This is a genomic window from Streptomyces sp. NPDC002680 (assembly GCF_042889145.1).
GTDB lineage: Bacteria > Actinomycetota > Actinomycetes > Streptomycetales > Streptomycetaceae > Streptomyces > Streptomyces adonidis.
This window is the reverse complement of record NZ_JBIAQP010000001.1, coordinates 633,830-653,342: the sequence shown is the minus strand read 5'-3', so window position 1 is coordinate 653,342 and position 19,513 is coordinate 633,830. Positions and strand designations below refer to the sequence as shown.

General features: G+C 70.6%; 13 protein-coding genes. 8 read left to right on the top strand and 5 right to left on the bottom strand.

Annotation, left to right across the window (positions count from 1 at the left end; translation table 11 throughout):
- The first annotated feature begins 31 nt into the window (after positions 1–31).
- The 5 genes from ACFYXF_RS02860 (at position 32) to ACFYXF_RS02840 (ending at position 6,719) form a co-directional block, all read left to right on the top strand.
- Positions 32–556 (top strand): MarR family winged helix-turn-helix transcriptional regulator, encoded by a 525-nt coding sequence (locus ACFYXF_RS02860; protein ID WP_389347450.1) that lies wholly within the window; start codon positions 32–34, stop codon positions 554–556.
- Between the two features lie 112 nt (positions 557–668).
- A complete protein-coding gene (locus ACFYXF_RS02855; protein WP_389347448.1) occupies positions 669–1,736 on the top strand; it encodes an alkene reductase in 1,068 nt (355 codons plus the stop codon).
- Between the two features lie 69 nt (positions 1,737–1,805).
- Positions 1,806–2,663 carry an oxygenase MpaB family protein gene (locus ACFYXF_RS02850; protein ID WP_389347446.1) on the top strand — a complete coding sequence of 286 codons (858 nt, stop codon included), beginning with the start codon at positions 1,806–1,808 and terminating at the stop codon, positions 2,661–2,663.
- 57 nt (positions 2,664–2,720) lie between these two features.
- Complete coding sequence (locus tag ACFYXF_RS02845; protein WP_389347443.1) at positions 2,721–4,955, top strand: tetratricopeptide repeat protein; 2,235 nt, start codon at positions 2,721–2,723, stop codon at positions 4,953–4,955.
- 177 nt (positions 4,956–5,132) lie between these two features.
- Positions 5,133–6,719 carry a phytoene desaturase family protein gene (locus ACFYXF_RS02840; RefSeq protein ID WP_389347441.1) on the top strand — a complete coding sequence of 529 codons (1,587 nt, stop codon included), beginning with the start codon at positions 5,133–5,135 and terminating at the stop codon, positions 6,717–6,719.
- An 18-nt stretch (positions 6,720–6,737) separates the two neighbouring features.
- Here ACFYXF_RS02840 and ACFYXF_RS02835 read toward each other — a convergent pair whose 3' ends face one another.
- On the bottom strand, positions 6,738–8,522 hold the full coding sequence (locus ACFYXF_RS02835; RefSeq protein ID WP_389347439.1) for a serine hydrolase: 1,785 nt from the start codon (positions 8,520–8,522) through the stop codon (positions 6,738–6,740).
- 84 nt (positions 8,523–8,606) lie between these two features.
- On the opposite strand from ACFYXF_RS02835, the gene ACFYXF_RS02830 reads away from it, so the two are divergent.
- Entirely contained in the window at positions 8,607–9,734 is a 1,128-nt protein-coding gene (locus tag ACFYXF_RS02830; RefSeq protein WP_389347437.1) for an NAD(P)H-dependent flavin oxidoreductase, read from the top strand.
- Positions 9,731–11,281 carry an acyl-CoA synthetase gene (locus ACFYXF_RS02825; protein WP_389347435.1) on the top strand — a complete coding sequence of 517 codons (1,551 nt, stop codon included), beginning with the start codon at positions 9,731–9,733 and terminating at the stop codon, positions 11,279–11,281. Before ACFYXF_RS02830 ends, ACFYXF_RS02825 begins: the two co-directional genes overlap by 4 nt.
- A gap of 66 nt (positions 11,282–11,347) precedes the next feature.
- Here the strand turns inward: ACFYXF_RS02825 and ACFYXF_RS02820 are convergent, their stop codons facing one another.
- Positions 11,348–13,789, bottom strand: coding sequence for a penicillin acylase family protein (locus ACFYXF_RS02820; protein WP_389347433.1), 2,442 nt, complete (start codon positions 13,787–13,789; stop codon positions 11,348–11,350).
- Positions 13,790–13,912: 123 nt separating this feature from the next.
- Here ACFYXF_RS02820 and ACFYXF_RS02815 point away from each other — a divergent pair, with 123 nt between their 5' ends.
- Positions 13,913–15,412: an acyl-CoA synthetase gene (locus ACFYXF_RS02815; protein WP_389347430.1), complete on the top strand. Its 1,500-nt coding sequence runs from the start codon at positions 13,913–13,915 to the stop codon at positions 15,410–15,412.
- 6 nt (positions 15,413–15,418) lie between these two features.
- Here ACFYXF_RS02815 and ACFYXF_RS02810 read toward each other — a convergent pair whose 3' ends face one another.
- The 3 genes from ACFYXF_RS02810 to ACFYXF_RS02800 form a co-directional block, all read right to left on the bottom strand.
- A complete protein-coding gene (locus ACFYXF_RS02810; protein WP_389347428.1) occupies positions 15,419–15,985 on the bottom strand; it encodes a cysteine hydrolase family protein in 567 nt (188 codons plus the stop codon).
- 95 nt (positions 15,986–16,080) lie between these two features.
- The gene (gene paaK / locus ACFYXF_RS02805; protein WP_389347426.1) at positions 16,081–17,388 is read right to left on the bottom strand and encodes a phenylacetate--CoA ligase PaaK; all 1,308 of its coding nucleotides are present in this window, start codon (positions 17,386–17,388) and stop codon (positions 16,081–16,083) included.
- A 176-nt stretch (positions 17,389–17,564) separates the two neighbouring features.
- Positions 17,565–19,487 (bottom strand): sulfatase, encoded by a 1,923-nt coding sequence (locus tag ACFYXF_RS02800; protein WP_389347424.1) that lies wholly within the window; start codon positions 19,485–19,487, stop codon positions 17,565–17,567.
- Positions 19,488–19,513: the final 26 nt, after the last annotated feature.

Genomic DNA, 19,513 nt, shown 5'->3' with positions numbered 1-19,513 from the left:
ACGTGCCCATCCGTCGGGAGGATCGACAGCCATGCCACGGGAATCGGATGCGGTGCAGCCGGGAGAGGAGAGCGTGGTGCCGACCGTCGCCGACGCCCCGATGAGCGAGGCCATCTTCCGCGCGGCCCGGGTGCACCGGATCATGGCCGGCGCCCTGCTGCGCGACACCGGCCTGTATGCGGGGCAGGAACTGCTGATGATGCAGTTGTGGGAGCGCGGCGAGCAGCGACAGGCGGACCTGATCAAGACGCTCGGCCTGGATCCGTCGACCGTCACCAAGATGCTCCAGCGTCTGGAACAGGCCGGCTTCGTCACCCGTAAACCCTCAGCGAACGACCGCCGGGCCGTCGTCGTGGCCGCGACCCGGGCAGGTCAGGCACTGCGGGACCAGGTCAGGAAGGCGTGGCGCGACCTGGAGCAGGTCACGGCGGCCGGTTTCACCGAGGCGGAGTACGCCCAGGCCATGCGCGTGCTGACCCGGATCGAGGCGAACCTCACGACCCCGACGCCCGCTGCCGACATCGACGGTTCCGCTGACCGCACCCCGACCGTCTGACCTCTGTTCTTCGCCTTCCGGCGCGGTGGCCGAGCATGCCGCGCCTCATTTACTTGGTCGACCAATGTATAGTCGAAGGAGATTGATTGGCCGACCATTTTTTGGAGTTGTCGTGACCACCTCGTTCGAACCGCTCGACCTCGCCGACGTGACTCTGAGCAACCGCATCGTGATGTCGCCGATGACGCGCAGCCGCGCGTACGGCCCCGGTCAGGCGCCGACCGAGGCGACGGCTGTCTACTATGCCCAGCGGGCGTCGGCGGGTCTGATCGTCTCCGAGGGCATCCAGCCCAGCGTGGTCGGGCAGGGCTACCCCGACACCCCCGGCCTGCACAGCTCCGGGCAGGTGGAGGCCTGGCGCCGGGTGACCGACGCCGTGCACGAGCAGGGCGGTGTGATCTTCGCGCAGCTCATGCACACCGGCCGTATCGGACACCCCAGCCTGCTGCCCGACGGACTGCTCCCCGTGGCACCCTCGGCGGTGCCCGCGAAGACCCAGGTCTTCACCCAGGAGGGCCCGCAGGACTGCGTCACCCCGAAGGAACTCACGTCCGCCGAGATCGAGCAGACGATCGCCGACTTCGCCACCGCCGCCCGCAACGCGGTGGCCGCCGGCTTCGACGGGGTGGAGATCCACGGCGCCAACGGCTACCTGATCCAGCAGTTCCTCTCCGACAACGTCAACCTCCGTGACGACGAGTGGGGCGGCACGACCCAGGGCCGTATCCGCTTCGGCGTGGAGGTGGCCAAGGCGGTGGCCGACGCGATCGGGGCCCACCGCGTGGGCTTCCGTGTCTCGCCCGGCAACCCGTACAACGACATCACCGAGAGCGACCTGTCCGGCCGCTACGGCGAACTGCTGACGGCGCTCTCCCCGCTCGGCCTGGCCTACCTCCACCTCCTGGAGGGCCCGGACCGCGAGCTGACCCTCCGGCTGCGCAAGCAGTGGCAGGGCACGTTCATCCTCAACCCGTTCACCCACCCGGACCCCACCGGCCCGGAAGCGCTGAGCCTGGTCGAGGACGGCACCACCGACGCGCTGTCGTACGGCGCCCTCTTCCTCGCCAACCCCGACCTCCCGCGGCGGCTCCGGCAGGGCGGCCCGTTCAACACGCCCGACCCCGCGACGTTCTACGGCGGCGACGAGCGCGGCTACACCGACTACCCCGCCCTCGGCTAGCGGGGCCGGAACGCGGGCCGGCCGGGCGGCCCCTTGATGGCGTGACCCACGCGTGGTCGACTGGCCGTTGTGAACGGTGGTGAGACGGGCGATCCGGGGCTGTTCGGCCCCAGGTCCGTGACATGGCAGGCTCACAGCGACCCCATGATGTGGGTCGCCGGAGTTCGCGCGCTGTACCTCCAGGCGCTGCATCCGCGCGCGGTGCGCGGAGTCATGCAGAACTCCGCCTTCCGGGACGAAGCCTGGGGCCGGCTGCTGAGCATCGCGCACTTCGTCGCCACCACGACCTACGGCACCACGGAGGCGGCGGAGAAGGCGGGCGCCCGGGTGCGGAGGATCCACCGCATGCTGTCCGTCGTCGACCCGGACACGGGGGAGCGGTACGCCGTCGACGAACCCGGACTGCTGCTGTGGGTGCACTGCGCCGAGATCGACTCCTATCTGCACATCCTGCGCCGCTCCGGATACCCGATCACCGACGCCCACGCCGACCGTTACCTCCGCGAACACCTGGTCAGCGCCCGGCTGGTGGGCCTCGACCCCGCCGACGTGCCCGCGGACCGGGCCGGGCTGGCCGCCTACTTCGAGAAGGTCCGGCCCGAGCTGGCCGCCGGAGCCGAGGCACGGGAAGTGGACGACTTCCTGCTCCGTCCACCGACACATCCCCTGCTCGTCCCGGCGCGTGAGGTGCTGTGGCGGCGCGTGGCGCAGTTGGCGTACGCCTCTCTGCCGCCGTACGCCCACGAGTTGTACGGCCGAGCCGCACCCGAACCGCCCACCGTCACCCGGCAGTTGCGTGCCATGGGCACCCTGCTGCGCTGCGTTCCCGCACGTGTGCGCTGGCAACTCCCGCCCAAACACATCCTGCGGGCCGTGTCACGGCTCGGCCCCGGCTCGCGCCCCGCGCCGTACAAACTCGGACGATAGCTCGCCATACTGGACGGGCCAGGGGAGGGCGGACAGAACCGGGGGCGGCAGCAGGACATGGCGGACACCAGACTGATCCAGGGCCGGTACCGGCTGCTCGATCTGATCGGGCGCGGTGGCATGGGGGAAGTGTGGCGTGCTCGCGACGAGTCGCTCGGGCGGCAGGTCGCCGTGAAGTGCCTGAAGCCGCTCGGGCCGCACCACGACCACTCCTTCACCCGTGTCCTGCGGGAACGCTTTCGGCGCGAGGCCCGGGTGGCCGCCGCGCTGCAGCACCGCGGGGTGACCGTCGTGCACGACTTCGGCGAGTCCGACGGCGTGCTCTATCTCGTCATGGAACTGCTGGACGGGCGCAACCTGAGCCAGCTCCTGGAGGACAACAAGCATCATCCGCTGCCCGTCCCGGACGTCGTCGACATCGCCGACCAGGTCGCCGCCGCCCTCGCCTACACCCATCAACAGGGCATCGTCCACCGTGACTTGAAGCCCGCGAACATCATGCGGTTGACCGACGGCACGGTGAAGATCTGTGACTTCGGCATAGCGCGCCTCGGTCACGACATCGGCTTCACCTCCCGGCTCACCGGCACCGGAATCGCGATGGGCACTCCGCACTACATGTCGCCGGAGCAGATCAGCGGCGGCGAGGTCGACCAGCGCAGCGACCTGTACTCCTTCGGGTGTGTGCTCTACGAACTCGCCACCGGGGTACCGCCGTTCGACCTCGACGACGCCTGGGCGGTGCTCGTCGGACACCGCGACACCCCGCCCGAGCCACCGCGCAACCACCGCTCCGAGGTGCCCGAGTTCCTGGAGCGGGTCATCCTCGCCCTCCTCGCCAAGCTCCCGGACGAACGCCCGCGCGACGCACGGGAGTTGGCCCGCCGGATCAGCGCGGGCCGGGCCACCCCGCTGTATGTGCCGACCCTCGTCACCCCGCGGCCCCAGCTCCCGCCCCCCGAGCCCGCCGCCCGCGAAGCCCGGCTGCCGTCCTGGACCCGGGGCATGACCACCGGCCACAAGGCGACCGGCGCCGGGATCAGCACCACACCCCCCGACCCGGCGGCCGGTCTCACCGGCGACTGGATCGCCCGCCCGGCCACCGGCCGCCCCGAGGAACCCGTACCGCAGCTGCCGCCCGCCCCCTCGCCCCGGGCGCTCGACGCGCTGGCCGGACGGCACAACGCGGGCCTGAGTCTCGGTCGCCTCGGACGCTGGGCCGAGGCCGGAGAAGTTCACCGCGCGGTCGCCGCCGAACGCGAGCACGTCCTCGGCCCCGCCCACCCCGAGACCCTCGCCAGCCGCTACGAGGTCGGCTTCACCCTCAGCCGCACCGGCCGCGCCGCCGACGCCCTGCGCGAGTACACCCACGTGGCCCGGGAGCGGGAGCGCGTCCTAGGCGCCGAACACCCGGACACCCTGGCCGCCCGGCAGGAAATGGCGTACGTCCTGGGGCAGTTGGGCCGTCACTTCGAGGCGCACCAGACCTACACGACCGTCCTGGCCGCCCGGGAGCGCACGATGGGCACCGACCATCCGGACACCCTGCGCTGCCGCCACAACCTCGCCTTCAACCTGAGCCGTCTGGGACGCCTGGAGGACTCGTACCGCATGGCCTGCGAGGTGGCGACCGCGCGCGCCCGCGTGCTCGGCGCCGCCCATCCCGACACCCTGGTCACGCAGTACGAAGTCGCCTACGCGCTCGGCCAGTTGGGGCGCTGGCCGGAGGCCCTGGCGACCTACCAGGAGGTCGCCGAGGCACGCGCCCAGGCCCTCGGCCCCGATCACCCCGACACGCTCGCCGCCCGCTACGAGGTCGGCATCAGCCTCGGACGGCTCGGCCGCAGCGCGGAGGCCCTGAGGCTGTACCGCGACCTGATCGACGACCGCACCCGCGTCAACGGCCCCGCCCACCCCGAGACCCTGCGCGCCCGGCACGGCCTCGGCGTCAACCTCGGTCGGCTCGACCGCTGGGAGGAGGCGCTCGCCGAGTCGCGCGATGTGTGCGTGATCCGCGAACGGGTCCTGGGTGCCGATCACCCGGACACGCTGGTCAGCCGACGTGAGGTGGCCGTCGGCCTGGGGTGGCTCGGCCGCTGGGCCGACGCGCTGACCGAGTACCGGCGGGTCGCGACGTCTCGCGAACAGGTGCTGGGTGCTGACCATCCCGACACTCTCGCCAGCCGGAATGACGAGGCGCACTGTCTGGAGCAGCTGGGGCGGGGGGTCGAGGCGGTGGAGCTGTATCGGAGGGTGGCGGTGTTGCGGCAGCAGCGGGCCTCCGGCCACTGAGAAGGGGTGGCTAGGGGTTGTCGGTCGCTGCTGCGGCGTCGTGGCTGGTCGCGCAGTTCCCCGCGCCCCTACAGGGCGCGGCAGAGCCGCACATCGATACAGCCCGCGCCCCTTGGGCCTGCGCCCCTCGGCCGCACTGCTCTGGCCGGGGTGGATCATCACGTGTTAACAAGAACCATGCCCGCATCCGAGCGCCCCGAGCGACATGACGTACGCGACCGATACGACGCGGTGATTGTCGGCGGGGGCCACAACGGTCTTGTCGCCGCCGCCTACCTCGCCCGCGCCGGAAAGTCCGTGCTGGTTCTGGAGCGGCTGGCCGGTACCGGCGGTGCCGCCGTGTCGACGCGGCCGTTCGCCGGGGTCGACGCCCGGCTGTCGCGCTACTCCTACCTGGTCAGCCTGCTGCCGCGGAAGATCGTGCGCGATCTCGACCTGGACTTCCGGGTGCGCGGGCGCACCGTCTCCTCGTACACCCCCGTGGAACGGGACGGCCGGCCCACCGGACTCCTCGTCGGCGGCGGTGAGCGCCGTACCCGCGAGGCCTTCGCCCGCCTCACCGGAGGGGAACGCGAGTACGAGTCCTGGCAGCGCTTCTACGCCATGACCGGCCGCGTCGCCGAAAAGGTGTTCCCCACCCTCACCGAACCCCTGCCCACCCGCGACGAACTCCGCCGCCACGTCGACGACGAGGACGCCTGGCGCACCCTCTTCGAGGAGCCGATCGGCACCGCCGTCGAGGCGAACTTCACCGACGACCTCGTACGCGGTGTCGTCCTCACCGACGCCCTGATCGGCACCTTCGCCGACGCCCACGACCCCTCCCTCCGTCAGAACCGCTGCTTCCTCTACCACGTCATCGGCGGCGGCACCGGCGCCTGGGACGTGCCCGTGGGCGGCATGGGCGCCCTCACCGACGCGCTGGCCGGCGCCGCCCGGAACGCGGGCGCCGTCCTCGCCACCGGCCACGAGGTCGTACGGGTGGACACGGACGGCCGGTCCGCCGAGGTGACCTACCGGACGGCCGACGGGGAGGACACGGTCGGCGCCCGGCACGTCCTGGTGAACGCCTCACCGCAGGAACTCGCCGCGCTCACGGGCGACACGCCGCCGAGCCCCGCCGAGGGCGCCCAGCTCAAGGTGAACATGCTGCTCACCCGGCTCCCGAGGCTCAAGGACACGTCCGTCGACCCGCGCGAGGCCTTCGCCGGGACCTTCCACATCGCCGAGGGGTACGAGCAACTGGCCGCCGCCCACGCCCAGGCGACGGCCGGTGAACTGCCCGCCGCGCCGCCGTCCGAGATCTACTGCCACTCGCTCACCGACCCGACGATCCTCGGCCCGGACCTCGTCGAGCGCGGCTACCAGACACTGACCCTGTTCGGCCTCCACACGCCCGCACGCCTGTTCGCCCCCGACAACGACGCCGTCCGCGACGAGCTGCTGAAGTCGACCCTCGCCCAGCTCGACGCCCACCTCGCCGAACCCCTCGCGGACTGTCTCGCCACCGACGCCGACGGCCGCCCCTGCATCGAGGCGAAGACCCCTCTCGACCTCGAACGTGACCTGCGCCTGCCCGGCGGCAACATCTTCCACCGCGACCTGACCTGGCCGTACGCCCAGGAGGACACCGGGCGCTGGGGCGTGGAGACCCGGCACGCCAACGTCCTGCTGTGCGGGGCGGGCGCGGTGCGCGGTGGCGGGGTGAGCGGGGTGCCGGGGCACAACGCCGCCATGGCCGTGCTGGAGGCCGACGAGGGCTGAACGCCGGGCGGTGCGGGGTCAGTTCGTGCTCGCCGTCCAGCCCACTGCCTCGATGCGTGCCGCGTCCGCCGGGCGCTTCTCGTCGAAGGCCACGCCCTCGTCGCCGCGTACGGTCAGTCCGTCGACGTACGCTCCACGGCCGACGTACAGCCGGTCGGTCGTGTACCGCCAGCGGAGGGTCAGGGTCGGCGCGGTCGGCAGGTTCGCCGACAGGCGGTGCCAGACGCGTCCCGACCAGCCGGTGACCGAACCCGTCGGATGCTCCTGAGGGTCGTTGTCACCCCGCGCTGTCGTCGTGAACGGGACCGGCTGCCAGGTCGTGCCGCCGTCGGCCGAGGACTCCAGGAACAGGACGTCCGACTGCGGCTCGGTGTCCCACCAAAGGGCGCAGCACAGACGGGAGTTGGCTGTGGTGGCGAGGGGCGGGAGCGTGAGCGTCGCCGTCGTCGTGCTCGCCATGCCGGAGAACCAGGCCTTACGTCCGTGACGCGGGCGGACCGGTACCGCGCGGGCCAGGTTGTTCGCGGCGGCGACCCGGGGCGCGGAACCGGAGCGCCAACTGCGCACCGGATGCACGGAGTTGCCGAGCACCACGAGGAAGGAGTCGGTCGACGGGTCGAGGACCAGCGAGGTGCCGGTGAAGCCGGTGTGCCCTGCGGTGCGGGGCGTGGCCATCGCGCCCATGTACCAGTGCTGGTACAGCTCGAAGCCGAGCCCGTGCTCGTCACCGGGGAAGGCGGTGTTGAAGTCGGTGAACATCAGCTCGACCGAGGCCGCCGACAGGATGCGCGCCCTGCCGTACGCACCGCCGTTGAGCAGCGTACGGCCGAGAACCGCCAGGTCCCAGGCCGACGAGAAGACACCGGCATGGCCGGCCACCCCGCCGAGGCTGAACGCGTTCTCGTCGTGCACCTCGCCCCACACCAGACCCCGGTTCAGCCCCGACCAGGGCGCGCGGGCGTCCTCGGTGGCGGCGATCGTCGGTTTCCAGGAGGCGGGCGGGTTGTAGCGCGTGCGGTGCATTCCGAGCGGAGCGGTGATCTCGTCGTGGAGCAGTGTGTCCAGGGGCGTGGAGGTGATCTTCTCCAGGACCAGTTGGAGCGAGATCAGATTCAGGTCCGAGTAGAGGTACTTGGTGCCCGGCGGGTTCAGCGGCGCCTGGTTCCAGATGAGTTCGAGCTTCTGCTCGTACGTCGGCGCGTTGTAGAGCGGGATCCAGGCGCGGAAACCTGAAGTGTGCGTGAGGAGTTGACGGATCGTCATGTCCTGCTTGCCCGCTCGGGCGAACTCCGGCAGATACGCGGCGACCTTCCCCTCCAACTCCAGCGTGCCCCGCTCCAGTTGCTGCACGGCCAGGATCGACGTGAACAGCTTGGAGACCGAGGCGAGGTCGAACACCGTGTCCTCGGCCATCGGGATCTGCTCGGCGGCCGGGAACTCGACCCCGGTGTCCGTCTTCTCGTCGTACGCCGCATAGCGCACCGCCATGCCGATCGGCTGATGCAGCGCCACCGTGCCGCCCCGCCCGGCGAGCAGGACAGCGCCCGCGTACCAGGGATGGTTGGGGGAGGGGCCGAGGAACGCCTCGGCGTCCGTGACCAGTTGGCGCAGCTGCTGGGGGAGGAGGCCCGCTTGTTCGGGTGAGCCGGGGCGCAGGGTCGGGTGCCGGCCCGTTGGTCCGGGGGTGGCCGCGGCCGGGCTCATCGGGAAGGAGGCGAAGGTCAGGGCGCCGCCCAGTGCCAGTGTGCGTCTGGCGAGCTGACGACGCGTCAATCCGTGTCCGTCCGTTGCGTCTTCTGTCATTGGGGGAGCCTCCCACAGTCAAGAATCTGACGGTGTATCAGAAAAGGTCTTCCCTCGTCCGGAGGACTGCGGCATCCTGCGGCCATGCAGACGGAGCTGAGCAGGAAACTGGGAATCGAGCACGCCGTCTTCGGCTTCACGCCGTTCCCCGCCGTCGCCGCGGCCATCAGCCGGGCCGGCGGTTTCGGGGTGCTCGGCGCGGTCCGCTACACGGCGCCGGACGATCTCAAACGCGACCTGGACTGGATCGAGGCGAATGTCGACGGCCGGCCGTACGGGCTGGACGTCGTCATGCCGGCCCGGAAGGTCGAGGGGGTCACCGAGGCCGAGGTCGAGGCGATGATCCCCGAGGGGCACCGCCAGTTCGTCCGGGACACCCTGGCCAAGTACGGCGTGCCCGAGCTGGCCGAGGGCGAGGCGTCCGGGTGGCGGATCACGGGGTGGATGGAGCAGGTCGCGCGCACCCAGCTCGACGTGGCCTTCGACTATCCGATCAAGTTGCTCGCGAATGCCCTGGGGTCGCCGCCCGCGGATGTCGTGGCCCGTGCGCACGACCAGGATGTGCTGGTCGCGGCCCTCGCGGGCAGCGCCCGGCACGCGCGCAAGCACGCCGAGGGCGGTATCGACATCGTCGTCGCGCAGGGGTACGAGGCGGGCGGACACACCGGCGAGATCGCCTCCATGGTGCTGACTCCTGAAGTCGTGGACGCGGTCGATCCGCTGCCTGTGCTTGCCGCCGGCGGTATCGGCAGCGGACGGCAGGTGGCCGCGGCGCTGGCCCTCGGCGCCCAGGGGGTCTGGCTGGGGTCCATGTGGCTGACCGTCACCGAGGCCGACATGCACTCACGCGCGCTCACCGAGAAGCTGCTCGCGGCCGGTTCCGGAGACACCGTCCGCTCCCGCGCCCTGACCGGCAAGCCGGCGCGTCAGCTGCGCACGGACTGGACCGACGCCTGGGACTCCGCCGACGGGCCCGGCACCCTGCCGATGCCGTTGCAGGGTCTGCTCGTGGCCGAGGCTGTGTCCCGCATCCAGAAGTACGAGGTGGCGCCACTGCTCGGCACACCGGTCGGCCAGATCGTCGGCCGGATGAACAGTGAACGGAGCGTTCAGGCGGTCTTCGACGAGCTGACCAGCGGCTTCGAGGAGGCTGTGAACCGAGTCAACAGGATCGCGGGACGGAACGCCGACGGAAGGGGCGACCAGTCGTGAGCGAGGTTCACAACGGTTTCTGGGCGCAGGCCGCCGCCGACCCGGAACGCACGGTCCTCATCGCGCCCGACGGCGAGGAGTGGACCGCCGGACGGCTGCACGCAGCCACCAACCAGCTCGTCCACGGGCTGCGGGCCGCCGGGCTCGAACGCGGTGACGCCTTCGCCGTCGTCCTGCCCAACGGCGTCGAGTTCTTCGTGGCCTATCTGGCAGCCGCCCAGGCCGGGTTCTATCTCGTCCCCGTCAACCACCACCTCGTCGGGCCCGAGATCGCCTGGATCGTCGCCGACTCCGGCGCCAAGGTGCTCATCGCGCACGAGCGCTTCGCGGACGCGGCACGCGCCGCCGCCGACGAGGCCCGACTCCCGGCGGAGGGGCGGTACGCGGTAGGCGAGGTCGACGGTTTCCGGCCGTACGCCGAACTCCTGGACGGACAGCCCGAGTCGGCGCCCGGCGACCGCACCCTCGGCTGGGTCATGAACTACACCTCGGGCACCACCGGCCGCCCGCGCGGGATCAGGCGCCCCCTGCCCGGCAAGCCGCCGGAAGAGGCGTACCTCGGCGGATTCCTCGGCATCTTCGGCGTCAAGCCGTTCGACGGGAACGTCCACCTCGTCTGCTCGCCGCTCTACCACACGGCCGTACTCCAGTTCGCGGGCGCTAGCCTGCACATCGGGCACCGACTCGTCCTGATGGACAAGTGGACGCCGGAGGAGATGCTCCGCGTCATCGACGCCCACGGCTGCACGCACACCCACATGGTCCCCACCCAGTTCCACCGGCTGCTGGCACTGCCGGAGGGCGTGCGGCGGGCGTACGACGTGTCGTCCATGCGGCACGCCATCCATGGCGCCGCGCCCTGCCCCGACCATGTGAAACGGGCCATGATCGACTGGTGGGGCGACTGCGTGGAGGAGTACTACGCGGCCAGCGAGGGCGGTGGGGCGTTCGCGACCGCCGAGGACTGGCTGAAGAAGCCCGGCACGGTCGGCAAGGCCTGGCCGATCAGTGAACTCGCCATCTTCGACGACGACGGCAACCGGCTGCCGCCCGGCGAACTCGGCACCGTCTACATGAAGATGAGCACCGGCGGCTTCGCCTACCACAAGGACGAGAGCAAGACTCAGAAGAACCGCATCGGCGACTTCTTCACCGTCGGCGACCTGGGCCTCCTCGACGAGGACGGCTACCTCTTCCTCCGCGACCGCAAGATCGACATGATCATCTCGGGCGGCGTCAACATCTACCCCGCCGAGATCGAGGCCGCTCTGCTCGCCCACCCCGCCGTCGCCGACGCCGCCGCCTTCGGCATCCCGCACGACGACTGGGGTGAGGAGGTCAAGGCGGTCGTGGAGGCGGCGCCCGGACACCTGCCGGGACCTGATCTCGCCACCGAGATCCTCGCCCACTGCGCCCGCCAACTCGCCGGGTACAAGCGGCCGAAGAGCGTCGACTTCATCGAGCGGATGCCACGCGACCCCAACGGCAAGCTGTACAAGCGGCGGTTGCGCGACCCGTACTGGGAGGGGCGTACCCGGCCCGTGTGAGCGGCCGGGCGGTGTGGTCCCGCCCCGGAAACGGGACGGGACCACACCGGTTTGACCGTACGTGCGTCAGCCGTGCACCCGGATCACCCGCAGCGCGGGCGACGACAGGATGTCCTTCTCGCAGAACCGCGCGTCGACCCACTTCTCGGCCGAGAACAGCCGCGTCTGGTCCGCGAAGTGCGGCGAGTTCGGATTCGACGACTGGGAGTACGTCAGCAGCGTGCGGGCCACCGGGCAGCGGCTGCCGTCCCAGCCCACGGCCTGGATGTGGCTGGAGCCGAACGCGTTGTCCCGGTAACCGCCGTTCGCCGTGTCCCAGATGGGCTCGATCTTGTTCCACACGCCCAGGGGCTCGGCACCGCCGCCGACGGGGAGGCGCTGCCCCTTCCGTACGACGTACTGGTGCTCCCCGAGCCTGGAGTTCAGCGGGATGCCCGCCGCCCGCAGCTCCGTCACCGTGTCGGCGAGGGCCTTGGTGAAGCCCGGCGCTTCGGTGTTGAGCGTGTTCGGGGTGCCGACCGGGTCCGCCGCCGAGAACGGCACCTTCCAGAGCTGCGCGGCCGGCACGGCGCCGAGGAGCTTGCGCCAGAGCCGATCGAAGAGCAGCGCACCCCGGCTGTCGCTGTTCATGGTGCGGTCCCAGGAGGCCAGCACACCGCAGGCCTCGCTGACATCGACCGCCGTTCCGTCAGTGCCCGTCGCCGTACCGCCCGGCAGCGCCGCGCATGCCCGGGCCGCGTCGGGCGCCGCCAGCGCACCCGTCGTCGAGCGGTTCGCGAACTGCAGCCGCTGGAGATCCGCGACCGTGAGTCCACCCTTCGCAGCCAGCGCCGCGACGTCCGCGACGGCACCGCGAGCACGAGGCGAGGCGGCCGTACGGACCGGGCCGAAGATCCGCTCGTAGCCGGTGATCGGCTGGTCCAGGTTGGCCAGCCACGCGCTGTTGTTGGAGTTCTCGACGTACGGCGTGTCCCGCAGTGTGGGCATGCGCGCGGGCCCGAATATCCCGGGCGCCACGGCGTCCGGATCGTCGCCGATCGCGCAGTCGGTGCGTGAGCCGTCGAGGACCGCGACCCCCGCCGCCGGGTAGGTGACCCTGCCGAGCGGGGTCGAGCAGGCTGCCGCCAACTCGTTGGTGACCCGGGGCAGTACCTGCGACTGGGCGAACAGGGAGTGCCCCGAGGAGTCGGCGGCGACGGTGTTCACCCAGGGGATGCCCTGGTGCTCGTCGAGGGACTTGACGACGTCGCCGGTGCTGCGCGCCTTGCTGAAGTCGAGCGAGGTGTCGTAGAAGCGCAGGTTCGCGGCGTTCGGGTCGCTCAGCGCGTACGCCGTTGTCGTGGTCCACGGCAACGGAAGCTGGGTGCTGGGGGACAGGACGACGGGGCCGTAGCGGGTCCACCACTGGGTGCGGGTCACCGGCGCGCCGTCCTTCACCGGGACGGTCACCGACCGGCGTGTCATCCGCTCCGGCCTGCCGTCGACCAGATACGTCGTCGGGTCGGCGGGGTCCAGCTTCAACTGGTGCAGGCTGAACGGCACACCGGTGGACACGGTGTGGCTCCACGCCACGTTCGCGTTGTAGCCGATGGAGATCGTCGGCGAGCCGAGCAACGACCCGCCCGCGACGTTCAGTTCACCCGGGATCGTCAGCTGGGACTGCCAGAACCGGCGCCCGCCCTGCCACGGGTAGTGCGGGTTGCCGAGCAGCAGACCACGCCCGTTGGCCGTCGTACCGCCGTTGAACGCCACGGCGTTGGAACCCATGTCGGAGATGTCGAACAACTCGCGCGCGCCCTTGGCGGCGGCAGCGGAGTCCGGTAGGGAGGAGCCGGTGGTGGCAGCAGTAGTGGCCGCCGACGGCGGCTGCGCCGTGGTGATCTCGTTCACCATGCCGCCCTGGCCACCGAGCACCGCGAGAGCGTACGCACGGGTCGCCACGTCGAGACCGGTCACCGGCCGGACCCAGGCCGCTCCCGCGCACGCCGGGTCCTTGACCCGGTTCTGCTTCAGCCAGGCGTTGTAGCCGGCCGCCCAGCCGTTCATCAGGTCCTTGACGGCCTTGCTCGGTCCCTGCGGCGCGGGCAGGGCGAGCAGCCGCTCGACCGTGCCGCTGTCCCGCACGCCACGGAAGTACAGGTCGCTGGAGAGGTTGTCCGGGGCGTCGGAGAGCGAGAGGTCGGTCGTGGCGTCCGGTCCGAAATAGCGTGAGCGGTCGCCGCGCAGGGTCGTGAAACCGTCGGCGAGCACGCACACCTGGTCGGCGGCCTGCGCCCAGCCGTTGCCGAAGCCGAGGTTCGCGTAGTTCTTCGCGACGATGTGCGGGATGCCGTACTCGGTGTAGCGGATCACGGCCGACAGGCCGCCCTGGGACGGATGGTGCTGTGACGCCTGTGCGGCTTGCGCCGCCTGTTGTTGCCGGCTCTGCGCCGTGGCGGCCGGCAGTGCTGTCGTGGCGGTGAGTAACGCGACTGCCGTGACGACGAGCCGTCTTGTGCGGGTGCGCATCGTGCCTCCCAACGTCATTGGGGGAAAGGGCGGTTGAGCGTACCAACGGGTATGTGCACTATGTGTGCGCTGACCTGCTTCGGTGCTTGACCTCCTTCGGGGCCGGAACCAGGATCACGGGTTATGACGCAGCAATACGGCAGCACGGTTGACGGGGTCCTGCGACGCAGCGCCCAGCGCGTTCCGGCACGGGTCGCGGTCGAGTACCGCGAGCGCGCCTGGACCTACGAGGAACTCGACGAGGCCGTCTCCCGCGCGGCGGGCCTGCTGCGCGGCGAGGGCCTGGCCCCCGGCGACCGGGTCGCCGCCTACGGCCACAACTCGGACGCCTATCTGATCGCCTTCCTCGCCTGCGCCCGCGCCGGACTCGTGCACGTCCCCGTCAACCAGAACCTGACCGGCGACGACCTCGCGTACATCGTCGACCAGTCCGGCAGCACCCTGGTCCTGGCCGACCCGGACCTCGTCGACCGGCTCCCCGACGGCGTACGGACCCTGCCGCTCCGCGACGCCGACGACTCACTCCTCGCCCGCCTGCCCGGCACCGCCCCCTACGACGGTCCCGACTCGCGCACCGAGGACCTGGTGCAGTTGCTCTACACGTCCGGGACCACCGCGCTGCCCAAGGGCGCGATGATGACCCACCGCTCCCTGGTGCACGAGTACCTGAGCGCGATCGCCGCCCTCGACCTGAGCGCCGGTGACCGGCCCGTGCACTCGCTGCCCCTTTACCACTCGGCCCAGATGCATGTGTTCCTGCTGCCGTATCTCGCCGTCGGCGCGACGAACGTCGTCCTCGACGCACCGGACGGCGACACGATCCTCGACCTCGTCGAGGCGGGCCGGGCGGACAGCCTGTTCGCGCCGCCGACCGTGTGGATCGGCCTCGCCAACCGCCCCGACTTCGCGACCCGCGACCTGAGCGGACTGCGCAAGGCCTACTACGGGGCGTCGATCATGCCGGTCCCGGTCCTGGAACGGCTGCGCGAGCGCCTCCCGAAGCTCGCCTTCTACAACTGCTTCGGCCAGAGCGAGATCGGCCCCCTCTCCATGGTTCTCGGGCCCTATGAGCACAAGGGCCGACTGGACTCCTGTGGGCGTCCGGTGCTGTTCGTGGACGCTCGGGTGGTCGACGAGGACGGGGAGGACGTGCCCGACGGCACCCCCGGCGAAGTCGTCTACCGGTCCCCGCAGTTGTGCGAGGGCTACTGGGGCAAGCCCGAGGAGACGAGCGCCGCATTCCGCGACGGCTGGTTCCACTCCGGCGACCTGGTCGTCCGGGACGCCGACGGCTACTACACCGTCGTCGACCGGGTGAAGGACGTCATCAACTCCGGTGGCGTGCTGATCGCCTCACGCCAGGTCGAGGACGCCCTGTACACCCACGAGGCGGTCGCCGAGGCGGCCGTCGTCGGCCTTCCCGACGAGCGCTGGATCGAGGCGGTCACGGCGGTCGTCGTCCCGCGCGGCGAGGTGACGGAGGCCGAACTCATCGCCCACGCCCGCGAGAAGCTCGCCCACTTCAAGGCACCGAAGCGGGTCCTGTTCGTGGACGATCTGCCGCGCAACGCGAGTGGGAAGATCCTCAAGCGGGAACTCAGGGACCGATTCGCGGACTCCTGACCTCAGTCACTCCTTGTCGACGCCCGTGAAGGCCAGTTCCGCCGTACTGACCGTCCCGGCGGTACGCCCCGGCGCGGTCTGGTACTGCCAGTAGAGGTTGGTGTGCGAGATGACCTCGGCCGGGATCGGCGCGCCGTACTCCGTGAGGTCCTCCGTGGTGTGGGCGTCGCCGACCAGGGTCACGTCGTACCCGCGCACGAAGCCGCCGTGCAGGGTCGCGCGGACGCACGCGTCGGACTGGGCGCCCGTGACGACCAGCCGGCCGACGCCGTGCTCGGCGAGGACGGACTCCAGATCGGTGGCCTCGAAGGAGTCCCCGTACCTCTTGTGGACCAGGGGTTCGGCGTCCCGGCGGACCAGTTCCGGCACGATCTCCCAGGGTTCGCTGCCGGCCTTGAACTCGTCACTGGAATGCTGCACCCAGACCACGGTCACGTCCTCCGCGCGGGCCTTGTCGACGAGGGTGCCGATGTTCGCGATCACGGCCTCGCGGTTGTGGCCGCCGGCCACCACGCCGTTCTGGACGTCGATGACGAGCAGCGCGCTGTTCGGCCTGTCGGGCAGGGTCGTCATGGGGAACCTCTTTGTCTCCTCGGCGCGGATCCTCTTCTCGCCACCCACACTAGAGCCGACCACTGACAACGGCACCTGACCTGCGAATTTCTTGGTCAGCCGGGATCTCGGTCCGTCCTCAGATCCACCACCCGCCTGATCTTCCCCACCGACCGCTCCAGTGACTCCGGCGCGACGATCTCCACCGCCGCCGAGATCCCGATGCCCTCCTTCACCGACGCCGCGATGGCGTGGGCCGCCGCGTCCCGGATCTCGGGGGTGGCTCCCGGGCGGGCCTCGGCGCGGACGGTGAGCAGGTCGAGGCGGGACTCGCGGGTCAGGCGGAGCTGGAAGTGGGGGGCGACGCCCGGAGTGCGCAGCACGATCTCCTCGATCTGGGTGGGGAAGAGGTTCACCCCGCGCACGATCAGCATGTCGTCGCTGCGCCCGGTGACCTTCTCCATCCGCCGGAAGACCCGGGCCGTACCGGGCAGCAGACGCGTCAGATCCCGGGTCCGGTAGCGGATCACGGGCATCGCCTCCTTGGTGAGCGAGGTGAACACCAGTTCCCCCTTCGCCCCCTCCGGCAGCACCTCGCCCGTGATCGGGTCGACGACCTCAGGGAAGAAGTGGTCCTCCCAGACATGCAGCCCGTCCTTGGTCTCCACGCACTCTTGGGCGACACCCGGGCCGATCACCTCCGACAGCCCGTATATGTCGACGGCGTCGATCGCGAACCGCTCCTCGATCTCCTCGCGCATCCGCTCGGTCCACGGCTCGGCCCCGAAGATGCCGACCCGTAGGGAAGTACCCCGAGGATCGACGCCCTGCTTCTCGAACTCGTCGAGGATCGTCAGAAGATAGGAGGGCGTCACCATGATGATCCCGGGCTGCAGATCCCGGATCAGCTGGACCTGCCGGGCCGTCATACCGCCGGACGCGGGGATCACCGTACAGCCGAGCCGTTCGGCGCCGTAGTGCGCGCCGAGACCGCCCGTGAACAGGCCGTATCCGTACGCCACATGGACCGTGTCGCCCGGCCTGCCGCCCGCCGCGCGGATCGAACGGGCCACCAGATCGGCCCACAGGGACAGGTCGTTGTCCGTGTAGCCCACCACTGTCGGGCGCCCGGTGGTGCCGCTCGACGCGTGGATCCGGCGGACCCGGTCCCGGGGGACGGCGAACATCCCGTACGGGTAGGTGTCGCGCAGGTCCGCCTTGGTGGTGAAGGGGAACAGGGCCAGATCGGCGAGGGAACGGCAGTCGTCCGGGCGTACGCCCGCCTTGTCGAAGGAGGCGCGGTAGAAGGGCACGTTGTCGTAGGCGTACCGCAGCGAGGTCCGCAGCCGCTCCAGCTGGAGGGCGCGCAGCGCCTCCGCGTCGAGACGCTCGCCCGCGTCCAGCCACTCCGTCGCATCCGCCATCGGGCGTCTCCCTCACATCGCGGCCACCTGGTCCGGCACCGGCGACCGACCATTCGGTCGAGGTGCTCGGGATCAGTAATCCAGGAGGGCTCGGCGCTTGCAAGAGGTCGTACGCCAAGAGACACGGCCGGCGGAGGCACTGGCGCTGGTGATGCCGTTCCTCCGCCCGGACCGCGCTACTTCTTCGCCGGCCCGTACGCCGTCATGAAGCGGTCGCGGAACTGGTCCATGCCCCACTTGGGGGCGTCGGCCGCGGGCTTGAGGCCGTCCGTCCAGCCCCAGTCGGCCACGCGGTCCAGCACCTTCGGGTCGTGGGCGACGATCGTGATCGGCACGTCCTTGTTGGCGCTGCCCCCGGTGACCGTCGGGACGGGCTGGTGGTCGCCGAGGAAGACCAGGACTGTGTTGTCGTCGCCGTAGCGCTGGACCCACTGGGTCAGGCTGTCCAGGGAGTACTGGATGGCCTTGCGGTACTCGGTCCGTACGCGCTTGGCGCTCTTCCAGACCTCCGTGGGGTTCGTGCCCTCCGCCTTGATCTTGTTGAAGACCGTACCGTCCCCGAGGTCGTTCCAGTCGACCATGCGGGCGATGGGGGACCAGGGGTTGTGGCTGGAGGCCAGGATGATCTCCGCCATGATCGGGTCGCGGTCCTTCTTCCCGTGCTCCAGCTTCTGGAAGGCCTCCAGGGTGAACTGGTCCGGCACCGGTGTCCAGCTGAAGTACGGCCCCTGGTAGCCGAGGTGCGTGGAGTCGTAGATGTTGTCGAGGCCGAAGTACGTGCCCTCGGGCCAGGACTTGCGGACGCCGGGGACGATGCCGACCGTGCGCCAGGCGCCGGTCTTCTGGAAGTAGCTGGTGAGGGAGGCGCGGTCACTGGTGGTCACGGTCCGGTACCGCTGCTGGTTCTTGACCCACAGACCGGACAGGAACGTCGTGTGGGCGAGCCAGCTGCCCGCGCCCGTCACGGGTGACGTGAGCCAGCCGCTGCGCGCCGCGAACCCGGCGGACTTGAGCCTGGCGTCGCCCTCCTTGAGTGTCTTGTCGATCTCCGGGGCCATCGTCGGATCGTCGATCGCCACCCTGCCGTAGCTCTCGACGAAGGTGAACAGCACGTCCTTGCCGCGAAGTCCGGTCAGCAACTGGTCGGACGGGGTGCCGGCGAAGGCGTCGACGTCGAGCTGCTTCTGGAAGACCTCGGCGTCCCCGAGGCCTTCGCGGACGTACTGGACCTTGTTGGAGAGGTACTGGGAGTAGCCCTTGGTCGCGATCGTCACACCGCCCGGCTGCACGCCCATGGTGAAACAGACGATCCACGCGGTGCCGAGGACCAGCGTGCCGCGCACGGCCACGGGGCGGTTCCGGGCCATCAGGTCGGCCAGCCGCAGCATCGCGAGCGCGGTCAGCACGAGAACGGCGATCACCAGGACGATCACACCGATCACCGCGAGAACCTCGCCCGAGCGGCCCAGCGAGTCCTTGAGGAAGTCCGCCCCGTTGCTCAGCAGCACCCAGTCGAAGACCAGGTCGAACGGCCGGGCCAGGGTCTGGTAGAAGCCCATGTCGAGACACTTGAGGACGGTGGACAGCCCGAGGAACGCCCCCAGGACGACCGCCGTGATCCGCCGTGCCCGCGACGGCAGGACGAGCAGCACGGCCGCGAGGAAGATCGCCTCGACGGGCATGCGGAGGAACGACTGGGGGGTGATCCGGTCGAGACGGTTGGGTATGAGGAGCACGACGAGCACCAGCACACCGGCCAGGACACTCGTGCCCACCCGTACGCCACGTGCGGCGCGCGGGAAACGGCGGCGCCAGCCGAACCAGCCGGGGCGGGCGGAGGAGGAGGCGGCGCCGCTCGGGTCGGGTTCGTCGGTGGACGCGGAATCGGAGGCCGTCGTGCCGGCGGATTCGTCCGCCTCGCCGGTCGTCGGCGGCTGGGTCGCTTCGGCCGCTTCCTCGTGCGCGGGCTCCACGTCCGCCGGGGCGTCGGGCTCGGTGTCCTTCACCTCGGGAGCGGCCGAGGAATCCTCGGCCGTGGTCCCGTTCGGTGAGTCCGCGTCCGGCTCCGGGAGTTGACGAGGGGGCGTGAGGTGCGACACCGAAGTGTCCTTCCGTGCGATGACCG

Excerpts from the sequence above, each read along its gene's own strand:
- ACFYXF_RS02860 (WP_389347450.1), top strand. The coding sequence starts at position 32 with ATGCCACGGGAATCGGATGCGGTGCAGCCGGGAGAGGAGAGCGTGGTG.
- ACFYXF_RS02845 (WP_389347443.1), top strand. The coding sequence starts at position 2,721 with ATGGCGGACACCAGACTGATCCAGGGCCGGTACCGGCTGCTCGATCTG.
- ACFYXF_RS02840 (WP_389347441.1), top strand. The coding sequence starts at position 5,133 with ATGCCCGCATCCGAGCGCCCCGAGCGACATGACGTACGCGACCGATAC.
- ACFYXF_RS02835 (WP_389347439.1), bottom strand. The coding sequence starts at position 8,522 with ATGACAGAAGACGCAACGGACGGACACGGATTGACGCGTCGTCAGCTC.
- ACFYXF_RS02830 (WP_389347437.1), top strand. The coding sequence starts at position 8,607 with ATGCAGACGGAGCTGAGCAGGAAACTGGGAATCGAGCACGCCGTCTTC.
- ACFYXF_RS02820 (WP_389347433.1), bottom strand. The coding sequence starts at position 13,789 with ATGCGCACCCGCACAAGACGGCTCGTCGTCACGGCAGTCGCGTTACTC.
- ACFYXF_RS02815 (WP_389347430.1), top strand. The coding sequence starts at position 13,913 with ATGACGCAGCAATACGGCAGCACGGTTGACGGGGTCCTGCGACGCAGC.
- ACFYXF_RS02810 (WP_389347428.1), bottom strand. The coding sequence starts at position 15,985 with ATGACGACCCTGCCCGACAGGCCGAACAGCGCGCTGCTCGTCATCGAC.
- paaK (WP_389347426.1), bottom strand. The coding sequence starts at position 17,388 with ATGGCGGATGCGACGGAGTGGCTGGACGCGGGCGAGCGTCTCGACGCG.